The following is a 15,299-nucleotide window of genomic DNA, read 5'->3' on the forward strand; positions in this document are numbered from 1 at the left end:
TTGGTGCGTGAGCGAACCGCTGAGATGTGAGCGATTCGTATCACCTCCGCTGAGGCCGGCCGCCGATCTCAGCTCGTTCCCGTCTGGCGATTGCGAATATCGGTCGGACCGCCGTCGTCGAAGCCCGCCGAGCGTCCGCGGGTGAGTTCCTCGGCACTGATGCCTCTTGCACGCCTATCGAGTTCGGCGACAGCGTCAAGTTCATCGGCGACGATTCCCGTCGACGGGAACTTCCTGGCGGTGACGAGGAACCGGGATTCCAAGGACGAGACGAACCTGTTGTAGTCCTCCACCGACCGATCGAGGCTCGCCCCCATCCGCGACACATGACTCACGAGCGTGCCGATGCGCTCGTACAGCTCAGTGCCCAGTCGCAGCACCTCAGCAGCAGAGGTCGACATATCGGCCTGTCTCCAATTGAGGGCCACGGTCTTGAGCAGCACCAGCAGCGTCGCCGGGGACGCAAGGACCACGTTCTTCCCCAGAGCATGATCGATCATCTTCGGGTAGCTCGCGGCGGCCGAGGAGAGCAGGCCATCGGTGGGCACGAAGCAGACGACGAAATCGGGGGAGGAGTCGAAGGACTTCCAATACTCCTTCGACGCCAGCGCATCGACATGTCGCAGCAGCGCTCGGGCATGGTCGTGACCGTCCGAGTCACTGCCGGTCGCCTCGGCGGATTCTGCGTTCATGCGCGCAGACAGAGGCGTCTTCGCATCGATGACAATCGTGCCGCCGCCGGGCAGGTGGACGACCATGTCGGGGCGGTGGCGCTGGCCGTCCCGGTTCGCACTGACCTGGGTGTCGAAGTCGACGTGGGGGAGGAGCCCCGCATATTCGACGATGCGCTTGAGCTGGACCTCGCCCCAGTCGCCGCGGTGAGTCGTCGAGTTCAGGGCGTTGGCCAAGGACCCGGTCGATTCCTGGAGGCGGAGGTTCTGCTGGCTGAGATGGCCGATCTGCGAGTTCAGTCGAGTGATCTGCTGGACCTGTGTGCGGTCTTGAGCATGGAGATTCTCCTGCAGGTTCTTCACGCTTGCGGCCAATGGGCCGATGGCTGCGGTGATCTCACCGGCCATCTGCGCATCTGCTTCGAGGTCCTCCGTCCGTTCGGACAGGATGCGCGAGGTCGTCTCCGCTCGAGTGAGCCTCTCGAGATAGCGGGAACGGGTGAGCGAGCGTCCGAGGAGGAACCCGAGGACGGTGGCGAGGACGATCGCCACGACGAAGGCGATGATGACTGCGGATGCGGGGAAAGCATTCATGACTCCAGGGTGACAGAGGGCACGGACACGAGAATTCGAGGACCACCTCGGCGACGGCTAGACTTGGGTACCGTGGCTTTGACTATCGGAATCGTGGGACTGCCCAATGTCGGCAAGTCGACCATGTTTAACGCACTGACCAAGAACCAAGTTCTCGCGGCGAACTACCCGTTCGCGACGATCGAACCGAACGTGGGCGTGGTCCCGCTGCCGGACGCCCGGCTGACGCGGTTGGCGGAGATCTTCGGCTCCGAGCGGATCCTCAACGCCACCGTGGACTTCGTCGATATTGCCGGAATCGTCCGCGGCGCCTCCGAAGGTGAGGGCCTGGGCAACCAGTTCCTGGCCAATATCCGCGAAGCCGACGCGATCTGCCAGGTGATCCGTGGATTCGTCGATGACGATGTCGTCCACGTCGACGGCGAGATCAGCCCGGCCGATGACATCGACACGATCAACACCGAACTCATCCTCGCCGACCTCCAGACCTTGGAGAAAGCACGGCCCAGGATCGAGAAGGAAGTCAAAGGCAAGCGCGCTCCCGCCGAACAGCTGACCGCGATCGACGCCGCCACCGAGATCCTCGAAGGCGGCAAGACGCTGTACCAGGCGATGCAGGCCGACAAGTTCGACGTCAGCGACCTGCGTGAGCTGCAGCTCATGACTGTCAAGCCCTTCCTCTACGTGTTCAACGTCGACGACGACGTGCTCGCCGATGAAGGCAAGAAGGACGAGATGCGGGCCCTCGTGGCGCCGGTCGAGGCGATCTTCCTCGACGCGAAGTTCGAATCCGAACTCGCCGAACTCGACGAGGACGAAGCCCGGGAGATGCTCGAATCGACCGGCCAGGAGGAGAGCGGACTCGACCAGCTCGCCCGAGTCGGCTTCGACACCCTCGGCCTGCAGACCTACCTGACCGCGGGGCCGAAGGAATCGCGTGCGTGGACGATCCCGAAGGGAGCCACCGCCCCCGAGGCGGCCGGAGTCATCCATACCGACTTCCAGAAGGGCTTCATCAAGGCCGAGATCGTGTCCTTCGATGATCTCGATGCGAACGGTTCGATGGCTGCCGCGAAGTCCGCCGGCAAGGTCCGGATGGAAGGCAAAGACTACATCATGGTCGATGGTGACGTGGTGGAGTTCCGATTTAACGTCTAGCGTTATTGGCGCGGCGCGTTAAGCGTGGCATGCTTTAAATGTGATCAGGTCCTTTGCTGACAAGGCGACCGAGCGGCTATGGCACCGCGACAAGGTGCCGTCGATCGATCCCTGTGTTCAGAAGGCCGCCATCCGAAAGCTGGCGCAGATTCACGCTGCTAGGTTCATTGACTCCTTGCGTGTGCCTCCCGGAAATTGGTTGGAGCTGCTCAAGGGTGACCGTACGGGGCAGCACAGTATCCGTGTGAACGATCAGTGGCGGATCTGTTTCACCTGGACAGAAGGAGGTGCAGAAGATGTCGAACTCGTCGACTACCACTGAGCGGTGGGATCCAGTGCACCCGGGTGAGGTGCTCATGGAGGACTTCATCAAGGGCTTCGGGATCACTCAGAACAAGCTCGCGGTCTCGATCGGCGTGCCGCCACGCCGCATCAATGAGATCGTGCACGGCAAGCGAGCGATCACGGCTGACACGGCTTTGCGTCTCGGGCGCTACTTCGGAATTGACCCTCAGTTCTGGCTCAACCTGCAGGCGCACTATGAGCTGGAACTCGCTGAAGATCGAGTGTCTGAGCAGATCGCCGCAATCACTCCGCTGTAGGTTGCGTGAGTGAGGATGCCGTCAACGGGCGGCACCTGCTCTCGCTGCGTGATTGGGATTCCAAGGAACTCAAAGAACTCTTTGCATTAACCGACCGATATGTGGCGGGGGTGGGCCCGCGATTCGACGCAGCGGCGGCTGTGTTCTTTCCGCCGTCGAGTCTGCGCACGCGCGTCTCCTTCGAGCGCGGTGCCAACCTCATGGGGATCCAGCCGATTGCGTTTCCGCCTGAGTCTCTCGACAAGGCAGAAGACCTAGCGGACGTCGCGGGGTATCTCGCGCAATGGGTCGACCTCGTCGTCGTGCGGCATCCTGACATCGGAGTGCTGGAGGGGCTGGCATCAGGGGATGCGTTGCCAGTCATCAACGCGATGACGAACGTGAACCATCCGTGCGAAGTGATTTCGGATCTCTACGCGCTCTCGCGCGATGCCGACATCGCGCAGTTGCGGTACCTGTTCGTGGGCGCTGATGGAAACATCGCCAGAGCGTGGTGGGAGGCCGCCCAGGCATTCGGCCTCGACATAAGGCAGAGTTGCCCACCTGATTTGCGCGTCCCCGGCATGCTCTGGGAGGAGAGCCTGCGCAGTGCCATGCTGACTGCCGACGTGGTGATCACGGATGGTCCCGGTCCCCACGCCGAGGCGCTCGTTCCGTATCGTGTGACAGCCGAACTGCTCGATACCGCTCCACGAGGAGTGCGATTGGTGCCTTGCCCTCCGTTCATTCGAGGGCGAGAGGTCAGTCCGGATGCCGTGGTGCACAGCGCCTTTGTCGGCTACGAGTTCAAGCGTTTTCTCCTGCCTGTTCAACAGGCAGTGATGGCTCGAGCGTTGGTTGACTGAGATGGTCCTACGTGACGGAACGTTGTGGAGTTCCGCTTCAACGTGTGAGCCGGCCCCGCACGACCACAAGTTTGCCGCGACCGGCGGATCCGACGGTCCGGACTGCGGCCGTGCTCGAGCAGGGACCCGCGCGTGAGCGCGCGTGGCCGAGACGACGTTCTGGTCGGCTGGCCCCGGCTGCCCTGAGCTGATCGAGCGCCGCGGAGGCCACGCCGTCGTCGAACCCTGCTGTGGTTGCCTCGTATCAGGCTGCCGGATTCGTCACGACCGGCGAAGTCCACGAGCTTCTGCCGGCCAGCCTGCTGAGTCGTAACCAATCCCTCGGTCGACCGGTATCCTGAGAGCATGTCTGAGGCCACAGTGACACCAGAGACTCTCGCCCTGCGCGAGCTTCTCGCCGTGCGTCGCGATGAGTTCCAGGTGCTCCTCGACCGGTACGGCGCGACGAACCCGAAGCTCTTCGGATCCGTCGCTCGCGGAACAGCGCACACGGGTTCGGACATCGACATCCTCGTCGAGATGGACCCCGCGGATGGGAACCTGCTCATGCGGGCGTCCGGGCTCATGGAGGAGGCTCGAGAGTTGTTCGGCCGCGACGATATCGACGTCTTCCCAGCCCAGCTGATCAAACGCCCGATCTCGGCCTCAGCGCTCGTCGATGCTGTCGCACTGTGAGCCGCGATCCCTCCCAGCGCATTGCTGATGTGCTTGTTCAACGTCCAGCATCGGGCGTCGAGATGATCAGAGCAGGGGCACCAGCGGGGAGAATCTCATCCAGCGAGCCGTCGAACCTCGTTGAGGGTCGGCGAAAGTGCCTGAGCTGCCTCGAGAAGAACGATCGGTCACTGTCGCTCGATGAGGTCTGGTCCGCTATCAGCGATCATCGACGTGGTCGGGCCGCGCGTTCCCGCCACCACACCACCGCGACGACGGCAACGTTCACGGCCATAAGTATGAGGTAAGAAGGTCCGCCAGCACCGACGTCGCGATCGAAAGCGGGCGTCTCGCCGCCGGCGAGCACGGTGTTCAACGTCGAAGTGACGAGGTTGTTGGCGACATGGAACGCGATCGATGCTTCGAGGCCGCGGCTGACCACGGCCATGACCGCAGTTCCGAGACCCAAGACGAGATAGTAGGCGAACAGCCACGGGTCGAACGAGACGTGCACGAGGGCGAACAGGATGGTGGAGCCGGCGATCCCAGCGATGAGTGCTGGCCGAGCCGGTCGAACCCATGACGCGATCGCGGGCATCAGCGAGCCGCGGAAGATCAGCTCCTCACCCGCGGATTGCAGCGGCGCGGTCAGGACCGACACCGCCAGAAGTGCGACCGTCGTCCCGGTGATGCCGAACCCCACCCATCCCGTCGCCTCGGGAGCAAGCAGCGCCGTGGCACCCGCACCGGCCGCGACGAGTGTGAGGGAGAGGACTCCGTAGCGGCCGAGGCGGCGCAGGTCGATGCCGCGTGGATGGGTGAGCAGTCTGCGCCAGGGCACCCGAGCGGTCCGTGCAGTCAGAAGGAGCGCGATCAGCGCGGTTGCGGCAACGCTGAGGTTGTTCGCCAGCTGGGTCGTCGGAGTCATCGCCGGGGTGAACAGGTCCTCCCGCCCGTCGATGAGGGAGGACGCGGCGTAGAAGGCGAACTGCAGGGCGAAGAACAGAATCAGGATGCCTACGACGAGCAGCGCTGATCTCCACCGCGCCAGGTGCAGGTGAGCACCGTACGGTCGGTTGATCTGCGGATCGTTCGCCATCGTGGTCCCCTCTCGGTGGTTGTGATCAGTTGCCGGCGGCATGGTGGCAGCGCTCCATGTCGGAGCCACTCATGGCTCCCTCGATGACTCCGCCTTTGACAGGGAAGGCGTTCGGGATTCTCCCAGCGGCCGCCTGGATGCCCGATTCGTATAGTTGTGCTTTGACCTCGCTGGACGACTGATTCACCCAGTGGCGCACGTCATCCGAGTACCTGCGAGGTTCACCCCGAGCCTCTCTGTATTTCAGGTGGAAGTGCGCGCCGCCGGGGAATTGCCACCAGCGGAACCGCTGCAGTTCCGGGCCGTCGCCCGGCTCGACGCGCCTCACGGCACGACGGTGCTGCCAACGCTGAAACACGGTTATCTCCTCACGCTCCGTGGTAACACACTGTGTTGGTGCGGCTCGGTAATAAAGTAACACACTGTGTTGGAAGGATGTCGTGCGTGGAGCTGCTGGCCGGATGGACGAAGATCAACGGCGCGGTTGCGGGAGGCTGGAGCGGGACGGGTCGGGTCGGCGAAAATAAGTCAGCGGACACTGTATAGTTCAGTGTATGCTGACCATTGCTTCTCGCCTCGACGTCATGAACCGACTCGGTCGGGCCATGGCCGACCCGACGCGTTCCCGTATCCTGATGACCCTGCTCGATGGCCCGAGCTACCCCGCGGTGCTCTCGCGCGAGCTGGAACTGACCCGTTCGAACGTGTCGAACCATCTGACGTGCCTGCGCGACTGCGGCATCGTGGTCGCCGAGCCCGAGGGGCGGCAGACGCGCTACGAGATCGCCGACCCGCACCTCGCGGCGGCACTCACGGCACTCGTGGACGTGACGCTGGCTGTTGACGATCACGCGCCGTGCGTGGACTCCAAATGTGCCGTTCCCGGCTGCTGTGACACGGAGACGAGTGCATGAGCGCGGCCTGCGGCTGCGGCGACCCTGAGACCATCGTCGGTGAAGCAGCAGAGCAGGAGCACGAACGCCCGTGGTGGCGAGACCGTGAGATCATGATCCCCGTCTGCTCCGGTGTCGCTTTGGGCATCGGCCTTGCTCTCGAATGGACGGGCGCGGAGACGCCAGCGCTGGTGGTGTTCTGGATCGGTCTGCTGCTTGGCGCGTCGACCTTCACCCCTGGAGCGATCCGCAAGCTGTTCAAGGGCAAGCTGGGAATCAGCCTGCTGATGACGATCAGCGCGGTCGGAGCGGTGATCCTCGGCTATGTCGAGGAGGCCGCTGCCTTGGCATTCCTCTATTCGATCGCCGAGGCGTTGGAAGACAAAGCGATGGACCGTGCCCGCGTAGGGCTGCGGGCGCTGCTCAGCCTCGTCCCAGAAACCTCCACCATCCGCCGAGGCGGCGAATCGGTTGAAATCGCCGCGGAGGACTTGACCATCGGGCACCTCATGCTCATACGCCCGGGGGAGCGAATCGCGACAGACGGCATCGTTCGAACAGGACGCTCCAGTCTCGACACGTCCGCGATCACCGGTGAGTCGATCCCGGTCGAAGTCGAGCCCGGCGATGCCGTGTCGGCCGGAGCGATCAACACGGCAGGTGCGCTGGAGGTCGAGGCGAGCGCGGCGGGCACTGACAACTCGCTGACCACGATCGTCGAACTGGTGGAGCGGGCGCAGACGGAGAAGGGGAACCGCGCTCGCCTTGCCGACCGCATCGCCCGACCGCTGGTGCCCGGGGTACTCATCCTCGCGGCTCTCGTCGCTGTGATCGGGGCGCTGCTCGGCGTCCCGCAGCTGTGGATCACCCGCGCGCTGGTTGTGCTCGTCGCGGCGTCCCCGTGCGCATTGGCCATCGCGGTGCCGCTGACCGTGGTGGCCGCGATCGGTTCCGCGAGCAAGTTCGGCGTGATCATCAAGTCCGGCGCTGCGTTCGAACGATTCGGGACAATCCGCCACGTGGCCCTGGACAAGACCGGCACACTGACCCGCAACGAGCCCACCGTGACCGCGGTCCTCACCGCGGATGGCGTAACCGAAGCACAAGTTCTGGCGTGGGCTGCGGCGCTCGAGCAGCACAGCACACATCCTCTCGCGTCCGCGATCACCGCCGCCGCGCCGGGGGTTCCGGCAGCCGAGGACGTGACCGAACAGGCAGGTCACGGCGTCGAAGGCACGGTCGACGGGGCACGAATCACAGTGGGCAGTCCCCGTTGGCTCGACTCCGGCATGCTCGGCGACCAGATCACGGGCCTGGAAGAGCAGGGCATGACCGTGGTGATCGTCCATCGCGACGACGTCCCGGTCGCCGCAATAGGCGTCCGCGACGAGCTGCGCCCCGGGGTCCGTGAGGTCGTCCACACGCTCGCCGCCCAGGGCATCGGGGTCACGATGCTCACCGGAGACAACCCCCGCACCGCTCGCGCCCTGGCAGCGCAGGCCGGGATCGGCGACGTGCGTGCCGAACTGCGGCCCGAGGACAAAGCCGCAGCGATCAGAGAACTCGGCCGGAAGGGAGCAGTGGCGATGATCGGTGACGGGATCAATGACGCCCCGGCCCTCGCCGCGGCGGATGTCGGCATCGCGATGGGCGCGACAGGCTCCGACGCCGCGATCGAGTCCGCGGACCTCGCCTTCACCGGCCACGACCTGCACCTGATCCCGCGCGCGTTCGACCATGCCCGCCGAGGACGCCGCATCATCAACCAGAACATCATTCTGTCGCTCCTGATCATCACAGCCTTGCTGCCGCTCGCACTCTTCGGTGTCCTGGGGCTTGCCGCTGTGGTGTTCGTCCACGAGATCGCAGAGGTGATCGTGATTCTCAACGGCCTGCGCGCTGCACGGACCCGAAAGGAACAGCACACATGAAGGTCGAACTGCTGCACATCCTCGACTGCCCGAACACAGGTATCGCCGAAGCCAACGTGCGTGCCGCACTGGATGCTCACGGACTCAGCGACGTGCCGATCAGACTGGTCACGATCCGCAACGAGGTCGAGGCGACGAGCACACCGTTCGGCGGGTCGCCCACGATCCTCGTCGACGGTGTCGACCTGTTCCCCACGACACCGGTTCGCTCGCTGGCATGCCGCGTCTATGCCACAGGGGACGGGTTTGCCGGCGCACCGACGCAGGATCAGGCAGAGGAAGCGCTGCGCGCGATCGCTCCCTGACGTCGGTCGCAATCCGTCGTCCCCATATATGCCGCGCGTGTGCACTATAGTGAGCGCTGGCGTGAGCTGATGATCGCAACGATGAGATCTGGTGAAGATGACATGTCCTTCTGAAAGATCGAAAGTTGAGGATTGAAGATGACCGACAGCACGAGTTCGCAACGTCACCCGATACCAGGGGGCGCCGCGAAGATGCTCTGGACGGTCGTGCTCGTCCTTGTCCTTGCCCTCGGCGCGATCGCCGTGATCATCGGACTCGCATCGCTTATTCCCGGGCTTGGTCCCCTCAGCGCCGCTGCGTCTAAGTTTGCGCCCACCGTGGCACCGATCGTTGCTCTGGCGGGAATCATCGTGCTCGTCGTCGGAATCCTGGCAGCACGGAGAGGCTATCGACGCACCGGCACCATTGCAGCCTCGCTCGGTGGAATCGGCATGGTCGCGAATATCGCGGTCGTCATGATTCTCATCAGCGCAATCACTTCGGCCGGTGGAGCGGTGAACCTCTTCACCGCAACATTCTGGCTCTCCGCGATGGACGCGGCGAAGCCCGATCGTCAGGAAGTGTACGAGACGACCGAGTCCGGGGACGATCTGTCCCTGTCCATCTACGAACCCGAGGGGGTCAGTGGCCCCGCACCGACGATCATGTTCGTCCATGGAGGCGGCTGGATCGCAGGCGACCCGGACGCATCGAGCTCCGAGCTTCGTGAGCTCGCCGACCACGGCTACGTGGTCGTGTCGGTCGAGTACGAACTCGCCACCCAGAACAACGCGACCTGGCAGAGCGCGCCTTCACAGGTAGCGTGTGCGGCGACGTGGATACAGGACCACGCAGACACACTCGGTGCCGATATGGAACGACTCGCATTCTGGGCTGAGAGCTCCGGAGGCAACATGGTCGCCAACACTGCCGGCGCCGCTGCCGAAGGCGTCGCCGAGTCGTCGTGTGGTGGGAAAGTTCCTGTTCCGGCGGCGGTCGTCGCCGACTACCCGGCGTTCGACGTGACTGGTCTCTACGAGAACGCCCCCGCCGGCCCGGGTGCAGGCACCGGCACGCGCATCTTTGCGACCAGTTTCACGGGCGGCACTCCCGAGGAATTCCCGAAGCGCTACGCCGCGGTGAATCCCCTCTCCCACCTCTCTGCCTCCGCTCCGCCGATGTTGGTGATGACGGCGATGCGTGATGACGTCATCACACCCGCCGACCAGCTCGCATGGGCTGACGCCGCCCGCGACCGCGGGGTCGACGTGGAGACCGTGGAGATCCCACTGTCGAATCATGCGTATCCGCAGCCGGCGAAGAACTCCATCGGCAGCCAGGGACACCTGAGCATCGCAGAGGCTTATCTTTCCGAGCGACTTCGCTAGTCATGCAGTCGTCGGCGCTCTCGATTCTCCTGGCGGTCCGACGTCGATGCCGGTATCGTGGGAATCGGCAGCACGTACAGTTGCCGGCACTTCCAGGTATATACGCCTGAATCATTGCGGAGAGCTCCGGTCGGCCCGGAACATGTCCAAATGGGGTGCGGCGCATTCAGGCGCCGTCTTCAACCGCCGGTGCGACACACCGGCTGACGTAAGGACATGACATGACGACCAAAGACGAGAAGAACCTGTCCCAGGTGATCGACAAGATCGCAAAGATGGACGAACCGGAACGATCGCTCATGCAGCGAGTGCACGAGATCATCGTGACCGTCGCCCCTGGTCTCAAGCCGCGGATCTGGTACGGCATGCCGGCCTACGCCCTATCCGCGAGCACTCCTGCGCTGGTGACACTGCGCAATGACGAGCGCGTCAACCTCGCCCTCACCGAGAAGGTCGAACTCACCCCGGCCGGCGGTTCCGACGGAACGCTGATGCCCGCCGCCTGGTATTTCGAGACCATCGACGAAGCCGCCGAGGACCGCATTGCGGAGATCGTCAGGACGGCCACCTCCTGACGGTGACGACCCGACGCGGCTGAGTCCGGCAGACGACACTTCGTGCGATGTCTGTGCTCAGGACTCAGCCGCGTGGTCGGCTCTGAATGTCTGACCTCCGATTGGCTATGGTGGGGGCAGAGGGGACGAAACGGTCCCACCTGCCATCAGAAAGAGGAATGATCGACATGAGTTTCTCCGTCTACCTGTCCGGTGAGATCCATACCGAGTGGCGCGAAGAAATCGAGCGCGGCGCCGAGGCGGCCGGCCTGGATATCGAATTCACCGCACCCGTGACCGACCATCCCGCCAGCGATGCGGCCGGTGATCACCTCGGGGAGAACGGCAGCTCATTCTGGCGAGACCACCAGTCGGCGAAGATCAACGCCATCCGCACGCGGACCCTGATCGAAAAGGCCGATGTGGTCGTCGTGCGCTTCGGTGACAAGTACAAACAGTGGAACGCCGCCTTCGACGCCGGATACTGTGCGGCGCTCGGCACTCCTTATGTGACTCTCCACGATGCTGACATCGTTCACCCGCTCAAGGAAGTCGATGCCGAAGCAAAGGCCTGGTGCCAGACGACCGATCAGGTGGTCGAGACTCTGCGCTACGTTCTCACAGCCTGACCGGCTCACGACGGCAGGGGATGGTCTCCCTTGATCTTGAAGAACGAACCGCGGATCTCTCCTGCGAGCTTCGACTTCTGACGGGCGAACTTGAATGCTGAGAGCTCGGGCGGCACATCCATACCTTGCGAAAGTTTGAAGCCGACTGCGCGTTTTCCGTCGTCCGCGCGGGTCCAGAGCACGTTGATCGCCAGCCCCGATTCGTAGAAGACGTGCACCCAGAAGATGCCGTCCACATCGTTGATGCTGACCTCGAGGGCCGGCGAAGTGGGAACGATGTCTCGTTCGGAGGCGAGGATCTCCTCAACCCACGCCAGTGCCTCCGGGGACTCAGCAGCCGGGGCGACGGTGAACGTGTGCTTGTACTTGGTGGAGAAGTACCGCGACTCGTTGGCACGCAGGCCGGCGAGCGCCTCGGCGACGGGGGAGGACTCGAGACCTTCGGTGGTGACGTCGGTGAATGACACAGCATCGATTGGCATGGGATAAGAATAGGCCCGATGTGGTTGGATGATGACCATGGCACACCTCGATCTCAATGATGATGACCGCAGACACCTCGAACGCTGTGTGGATCTGGCACGCATTGCACTCGATGCCGGTGACGAACCCTTCGGCTCCGTGCTCGTCTCCGCCGACGGCCGCGAACTCTTCGCCGATCGCAACCGCGTCGCAGGAGGCGACCACACCCGCCATCCCGAGTTCGAAATCGCGCGCTGGGCGGCAGCGCACCTGGCCCCGAATGAGCGGTCGGAATCGACCGTGTACACCTCGGGCGAACACTGCCCGATGTGCTCGGCCGCCCACGCCTGGGTCGGACTCGGGCGCATCGTCTTTGCCAGCAGCAGCGAACAGCTCACCGCTTGGCAGCAGGAATGGGGTATCGCAGCCGGCCCGGTTCTCCCGTTGCCGATCCGCGCGGTCGCACCCGGAATCGAAGTCGCCGGACCCGACCCGGAACTCAGCGAACGCGTGCGAGCCCTGCAGGCTCGGCTGCACGGGGTCGAACCCTGAACACTGAGCTAGAGTGATCGGCAACTGAGCCGCTGTCCATCCCGACCACCGATGACGGTGCCCACAGAGGAGTCCAGTCTTGGCCCTGTACGAAATCGAGTTCACCTCCCACAACGACCGCGACACGATCTTCGGCTGGCTCCATACGCCGACCACCGAACCACACGCCGTCGTCCACATCATCCATGGCCTCGGCGAGCACTCCCGCCGCTACCTCCACCTCATCACCGCCCTCCTCGACGCCGGATTCGCGGTCGTCGCCGATGACCATTCCGGTCACGGCCGGACGGCCATGCAGTCAGGAATCTGGGTCGATGCCGGCGACGAGGCTGCCCGAGTCGTCGTCGCCGACGAACTGACGCTGCAGCGCAAGGCCCGTGAGATCCTGCCCGACCTGCCGTATGTCGTGTTCGGCCACAGCTGGGGATCGATGATCGCCCGAGTCATGGCCTCCGACCCGGCGAGTCGCCTCGACGGGCTCGCCCTGTGCGGAGTCGCCGCGCAGATGCGCGGGATCGACCAGACCATCGACCGGGACGAACTCGCCGAGGCGGCCACCGGCGACCGTCGTGCAGAACCGGCAGCCGAACATCTGGTGGGCCAGCTCTTCGACGGATTCATCGAACGCTTCGGCCCGGACGCCGGTCCCACCGCGTGGGTGGCCCTCGACGACGATGTCGTCGCCGACCATGGGCGCGACCCGTTCAACAACTTCGGCGCGCCGATGAGCGCCCGATTCCTCCAGGGGTTCGTCGACGTCTACGATGCAGCCAACGCCGACGACTGGTACCAGACGATCCCGACCGGCCTGCCCGTGCTCATCCTCGCCGGAGATCAGGACCCCGTGGCGAACTACGGTGAAGGCGCCTATCACGTCGCCAATCGACTCCGAACGACCGGCCATAGTGATGTGCGCACACGCGTCTTCACCGGAGTCCGCCACGAAGTGCACAACGAACCGACCACCCGCGACGAGGCGGAGGCAGAGACCGTCGATTTCGCCACCCGAGTCACAGCTCGACAATGAATGAGAAGGTCCCCCGATGGACTGGCCCGCCGCAACGGAGATCCGAACGTCTCCTCCTCGAACCGCTGAACAGTCGCCATGCGACAGAGATGATGACGATGCTGACACCTTCCACAGCCGACCTGCCTGACATCATCGCCACGACAGCCTCCTGGCAGCGCGAAGGACTTCCAGTGCAGGTCCACCCCGGCGACCTGGGGTGGTACCAGCGATTCGGCGCCGACGCCCTGGCCGGCGCACTGCGTGTGTGGACGATCGGTGATGAGATCGCCGCCATCGGGTTCCTCGACGAAACCGAACTCATCCGCATGGCCATTGCCCCCGACCACGCCGATGATAAGACGATCGCCGACGCTATCGTGTCCGACCTCGTCGGCGATCTGTCCGATCTGCTCCCTGCCGGCACAGGCATCGCCGAAGCCCGTTTCGGGCCGGCCCTGCAGACCGCCCTCGCCGAGGCGGGATGGACATCCGACGAACCGTGGACCCTGCTGCACCGATCGTTGGACGACCCGATCCCGCCTGTGTCCCTGACGATCGACGTCGTCGAACCAGGGAACATCGACGACCGCATCACAGTCGAAGCCTCCGCGTTCCCCGGCGCCTCACTGACTCACGACCGCTGGCAGGACATGGCCGCCGGTTGCGCCTATCGGCAGGCGCGATGCCTCGTCGGGTACACCAGTGACGGCGAAGCGGCCGGAGCGACGACCGTCTGGTCAGCTGGACCTGGTCGGCCCGGCATCATCGAACCCCTGGGCGTGCACAGCGACCACAGGGGGCTCGGCTTCGGCGTCGACATGGCGCGCGCCGCCGCCGCTGCGCTGCGCGACATGGGAGCCTCGAGCATCACCGTGGCCACCCCATCATCGAACACCGCCGCCGTCGCCGCATATCGGTCGGCCGGGATGAGCATCCTCGGCGAGGTCATGGACTTCCGCCGTCCTGACCATATTCGGTCCGAGCGGATCAGGTGAACGCCCCGGCGACGAACGCCGCCTGTCCGACGTGCTGGGCGGCATCGTCGATGATCGAGACCAGACGGACGCCGCGAGTGACCACCGGAGTCCAGTTCTCGTCGATGACCTCGTCGAGGTCCGCCTCGGTGAGGGTATTCAGGTATTCGGTGAACGCGTTCAAGGTGGCCTTGAGATAGTCGACGAGCAGCTGCTGATTCTCGACACGGATCTGCGCCGCCTGCTCCGGAGTGTGCCCGAGACCGAAGCCGTCACCTGCCTCGCCCAGGTCGAAGCGGTCCCGGAATCGCTCCCATTGCTCAGGCTGTCCCGTGAGGTCGGTCAGCTGGACGTCGACTTCACGTCCGCTGTGCCACAGCAGCCAGGCCACCGAATTCGGATGACCGCCGAGGTGGTCGTTGAGCTGGTCTGCGGAGAGTTTGGGCAGCGCGTCGGCCGCCTGCCCGGGACGCTGGGCCAGGTCGGTGAGAATCTCGATGCTGTTCATGCCGCCCATTCTGCTCTTCGAGGCAAGCCGTGTCACCCCGGGGGGTTCAGTCAGGACGGGGCTTGCGCCGATTGCGTTTGATCTCCGACCGGCGCTGCTCGGTTCGGACGCGGCGACGGCGGGAATTGCGCGAGGGTTTCGTCGCTCGCCGTGGAGTCGGGGGCGCGAGCGCGTCTCGGAGCAGCTGCGCCAGGCGGATACGCGCGTCCTGTCGGTTCTTCAGCTGTGATCGCTGCTTCTCCGAGGCCACGGTGAGCACCGTGCCGGATAGCCTCGGCGCCAAGGCTTGTATGACGCGCTCGCGCTGAGTCTCGGAGAGGAACGAAGCCGTCGCCAGATCCAGGCTCAGCTGCACTCGGGAATCCGAGGTGTTGACATGTTGGCCGCCTGGGCCCGATGAGCGGGAGAACTGTTCGGTGAGTTCGGCGGCGGGCACGATGAGTCCGGCAGGGATCCCGGGCCCCGCCGGGACACGCAGATCGCCGTCCATC

At 64.5% G+C, this 15,299-nt stretch carries 20 protein-coding genes; 14 read left to right on the forward strand and 6 right to left on the reverse strand.

All coding sequences use genetic code 11. The annotated features are described in order from the left end of the window. Window positions 1–68: 68 nt before the first annotated feature. Window positions 69–1,265 (reverse strand): DNA recombination protein RmuC, encoded by a 1,197-nt coding sequence (locus L1F31_RS07455; RefSeq protein ID WP_265420008.1) that lies wholly within the window; start codon window positions 1,263–1,265, stop codon window positions 69–71. 72 nt (window positions 1,266–1,337) lie between these two features. Between L1F31_RS07455 and ychF the strand changes: the two genes are divergently transcribed. The 5 genes from ychF to L1F31_RS07480 all read left to right on the forward strand — a co-directional run bounded on the left by ychF (window position 1,338) and on the right by L1F31_RS07480 (window position 4,545). After that, window positions 1,338–2,423, forward strand: coding sequence for a redox-regulated ATPase YchF (gene ychF / locus L1F31_RS07460; RefSeq protein WP_265420009.1), 1,086 nt, complete (start codon window positions 1,338–1,340; stop codon window positions 2,421–2,423). 40 nt (window positions 2,424–2,463) lie between these two features. Beyond that, the gene (locus L1F31_RS07465) at window positions 2,464–2,745 is read left to right on the forward strand and encodes a type II toxin-antitoxin system RelE/ParE family toxin (protein ID WP_265420010.1); all 282 of its coding nucleotides are present in this window, start codon (window positions 2,464–2,466) and stop codon (window positions 2,743–2,745) included. Continuing rightward, window positions 2,720–3,025, forward strand: a complete 306-nt coding sequence (locus L1F31_RS07470; RefSeq protein ID WP_265420011.1) for a HigA family addiction module antitoxin — start codon at window positions 2,720–2,722, stop codon at window positions 3,023–3,025. The genes L1F31_RS07465 and L1F31_RS07470 overlap by 26 nt, the downstream gene beginning before the upstream one ends. Before the next feature lie 5 nt (window positions 3,026–3,030). Then, entirely contained in the window at window positions 3,031–3,870 is an 840-nt protein-coding gene (locus L1F31_RS07475; RefSeq protein WP_265420012.1) for an ornithine carbamoyltransferase, read from the forward strand. A gap of 345 nt (window positions 3,871–4,215) precedes the next feature. Next, window positions 4,216–4,545 carry a nucleotidyltransferase family protein gene (locus L1F31_RS07480; protein WP_265420013.1) on the forward strand — a complete coding sequence of 110 codons (330 nt, stop codon included), beginning with the start codon at window positions 4,216–4,218 and terminating at the stop codon, window positions 4,543–4,545. 205 nt (window positions 4,546–4,750) lie between these two features. Here L1F31_RS07480 and L1F31_RS07485 read toward each other — a convergent pair whose 3' ends face one another. Together L1F31_RS07485 and L1F31_RS07490 are read right to left on the reverse strand one after the other, a co-directional pair. After that, a complete protein-coding gene (locus L1F31_RS07485; RefSeq protein ID WP_265420014.1) occupies window positions 4,751–5,623 on the reverse strand; it encodes a CPBP family intramembrane glutamic endopeptidase in 873 nt (290 codons plus the stop codon). Between the two features lie 25 nt (window positions 5,624–5,648). Then, window positions 5,649–5,951, reverse strand: coding sequence for a hypothetical protein (locus L1F31_RS07490; protein WP_265420015.1), 303 nt, complete (start codon window positions 5,949–5,951; stop codon window positions 5,649–5,651). Window positions 5,952–6,177: 226 nt separating this feature from the next. Between L1F31_RS07490 and cmtR the strand changes: the two genes are divergently transcribed. The 6 genes from cmtR to L1F31_RS07520 all read left to right on the forward strand — a co-directional run bounded on the left by cmtR (window position 6,178) and on the right by L1F31_RS07520 (window position 11,303). After that, window positions 6,178–6,537 (forward strand): Cd(II)/Pb(II)-sensing metalloregulatory transcriptional regulator CmtR, encoded by a 360-nt coding sequence (gene cmtR / locus L1F31_RS07495; RefSeq protein ID WP_265420016.1) that lies wholly within the window; start codon window positions 6,178–6,180, stop codon window positions 6,535–6,537. Continuing rightward, the gene (locus L1F31_RS07500) at window positions 6,534–8,447 is read left to right on the forward strand and encodes a heavy metal translocating P-type ATPase (RefSeq protein ID WP_265420017.1); all 1,914 of its coding nucleotides are present in this window, start codon (window positions 6,534–6,536) and stop codon (window positions 8,445–8,447) included. The genes cmtR and L1F31_RS07500 overlap by 4 nt, the downstream gene beginning before the upstream one ends. Beyond that, window positions 8,444–8,752, forward strand: a complete 309-nt coding sequence (locus tag L1F31_RS07505; protein WP_265420018.1) for a hypothetical protein — start codon at window positions 8,444–8,446, stop codon at window positions 8,750–8,752. Before L1F31_RS07500 ends, L1F31_RS07505 begins: the two co-directional genes overlap by 4 nt. A gap of 138 nt (window positions 8,753–8,890) precedes the next feature. Continuing rightward, window positions 8,891–10,120, forward strand: coding sequence for an alpha/beta hydrolase (locus tag L1F31_RS07510; protein WP_265420019.1), 1,230 nt, complete (start codon window positions 8,891–8,893; stop codon window positions 10,118–10,120). A gap of 221 nt (window positions 10,121–10,341) precedes the next feature. Continuing rightward, window positions 10,342–10,695, forward strand: coding sequence for a DUF1801 domain-containing protein (locus tag L1F31_RS07515; protein WP_265420020.1), 354 nt, complete (start codon window positions 10,342–10,344; stop codon window positions 10,693–10,695). A 167-nt stretch (window positions 10,696–10,862) separates the two neighbouring features. Beyond that, complete coding sequence (locus tag L1F31_RS07520) at window positions 10,863–11,303, forward strand: YtoQ family protein (protein WP_265420021.1); 441 nt, start codon at window positions 10,863–10,865, stop codon at window positions 11,301–11,303. Between the two features lie 5 nt (window positions 11,304–11,308). On the opposite strand, the gene L1F31_RS07525 is transcribed toward L1F31_RS07520, so the two are convergent. Then, window positions 11,309–11,785: a phage tail protein gene (locus L1F31_RS07525; protein WP_265420022.1), complete on the reverse strand. Its 477-nt coding sequence runs from the start codon at window positions 11,783–11,785 to the stop codon at window positions 11,309–11,311. 28 nt (window positions 11,786–11,813) lie between these two features. Between L1F31_RS07525 and L1F31_RS07530 the strand changes: the two genes are divergently transcribed. The 3 genes from L1F31_RS07530 (at window position 11,814) to L1F31_RS07540 (ending at window position 14,321) form a co-directional block, all read left to right on the forward strand. Further along, window positions 11,814–12,317, forward strand: coding sequence for a nucleoside deaminase (locus tag L1F31_RS07530; RefSeq protein ID WP_265420023.1), 504 nt, complete (start codon window positions 11,814–11,816; stop codon window positions 12,315–12,317). A gap of 79 nt (window positions 12,318–12,396) precedes the next feature. Next, window positions 12,397–13,344, forward strand: a complete 948-nt coding sequence (locus tag L1F31_RS07535) for an alpha/beta fold hydrolase (RefSeq protein WP_265420024.1) — start codon at window positions 12,397–12,399, stop codon at window positions 13,342–13,344. 98 nt (window positions 13,345–13,442) lie between these two features. Further along, entirely contained in the window at window positions 13,443–14,321 is an 879-nt protein-coding gene (locus tag L1F31_RS07540; RefSeq protein WP_265420025.1) for a GNAT family N-acetyltransferase, read from the forward strand. On the opposite strand, the gene L1F31_RS07545 is transcribed toward L1F31_RS07540, so the two are convergent. After that, window positions 14,314–14,808 (reverse strand): mycothiol transferase, encoded by a 495-nt coding sequence (locus L1F31_RS07545; protein WP_265420026.1) that lies wholly within the window; start codon window positions 14,806–14,808, stop codon window positions 14,314–14,316. The two genes, L1F31_RS07540 and L1F31_RS07545, sit on opposite strands and share 8 nt — an antisense overlap. Before the next feature lie 46 nt (window positions 14,809–14,854). Further along, complete coding sequence (arfB, locus tag L1F31_RS07550) at window positions 14,855–15,298, reverse strand: alternative ribosome rescue aminoacyl-tRNA hydrolase ArfB (RefSeq protein ID WP_265420027.1); 444 nt, start codon at window positions 15,296–15,298, stop codon at window positions 14,855–14,857. Between the last annotated feature and the right edge of the window lies 1 nt (window position 15,299).

Origin of the sequence: Brevibacterium spongiae (genome assembly GCF_026168515.1) — a bacterium.
GTDB lineage: Bacteria > Actinomycetota > Actinomycetes > Actinomycetales > Brevibacteriaceae > Brevibacterium > Brevibacterium spongiae.

Excerpts from the sequence above, each read along its gene's own strand:
- L1F31_RS07510 (WP_265420019.1), top strand. The coding sequence starts at position 8,891 with ATGACCGACAGCACGAGTTCGCAACGTCACCCGATACCAGGGGGCGCC.
- L1F31_RS07520 (WP_265420021.1), top strand. The coding sequence starts at position 10,863 with ATGAGTTTCTCCGTCTACCTGTCCGGTGAGATCCATACCGAGTGGCGC.
- arfB (WP_265420027.1), bottom strand. The coding sequence starts at position 15,298 with ATGGACGGCGATCTGCGTGTCCCGGCGGGGCCCGGGATCCCTGCCGGA.
- L1F31_RS07500 (WP_265420017.1), top strand. The coding sequence starts at position 6,534 with ATGAGCGCGGCCTGCGGCTGCGGCGACCCTGAGACCATCGTCGGTGAA.
- L1F31_RS07515 (WP_265420020.1), top strand. The coding sequence starts at position 10,342 with ATGACGACCAAAGACGAGAAGAACCTGTCCCAGGTGATCGACAAGATC.
- L1F31_RS07545 (WP_265420026.1), bottom strand. The coding sequence starts at position 14,808 with ATGAACAGCATCGAGATTCTCACCGACCTGGCCCAGCGTCCCGGGCAG.
- L1F31_RS07470 (WP_265420011.1), top strand. The coding sequence starts at position 2,720 with ATGTCGAACTCGTCGACTACCACTGAGCGGTGGGATCCAGTGCACCCG.
- L1F31_RS07455 (WP_265420008.1), bottom strand. The coding sequence starts at position 1,265 with ATGAATGCTTTCCCCGCATCCGCAGTCATCATCGCCTTCGTCGTGGCG.
- L1F31_RS07480 (WP_265420013.1), top strand. The coding sequence starts at position 4,216 with ATGTCTGAGGCCACAGTGACACCAGAGACTCTCGCCCTGCGCGAGCTT.
- L1F31_RS07530 (WP_265420023.1), top strand. The coding sequence starts at position 11,814 with ATGATGACCATGGCACACCTCGATCTCAATGATGATGACCGCAGACAC.
- L1F31_RS07540 (WP_265420025.1), top strand. The coding sequence starts at position 13,443 with ATGCTGACACCTTCCACAGCCGACCTGCCTGACATCATCGCCACGACA.
- cmtR (WP_265420016.1), top strand. The coding sequence starts at position 6,178 with ATGCTGACCATTGCTTCTCGCCTCGACGTCATGAACCGACTCGGTCGG.
- L1F31_RS07505 (WP_265420018.1), top strand. The coding sequence starts at position 8,444 with ATGAAGGTCGAACTGCTGCACATCCTCGACTGCCCGAACACAGGTATC.
- L1F31_RS07525 (WP_265420022.1), bottom strand. The coding sequence starts at position 11,785 with ATGCCAATCGATGCTGTGTCATTCACCGACGTCACCACCGAAGGTCTC.
- L1F31_RS07485 (WP_265420014.1), bottom strand. The coding sequence starts at position 5,623 with ATGGCGAACGATCCGCAGATCAACCGACCGTACGGTGCTCACCTGCAC.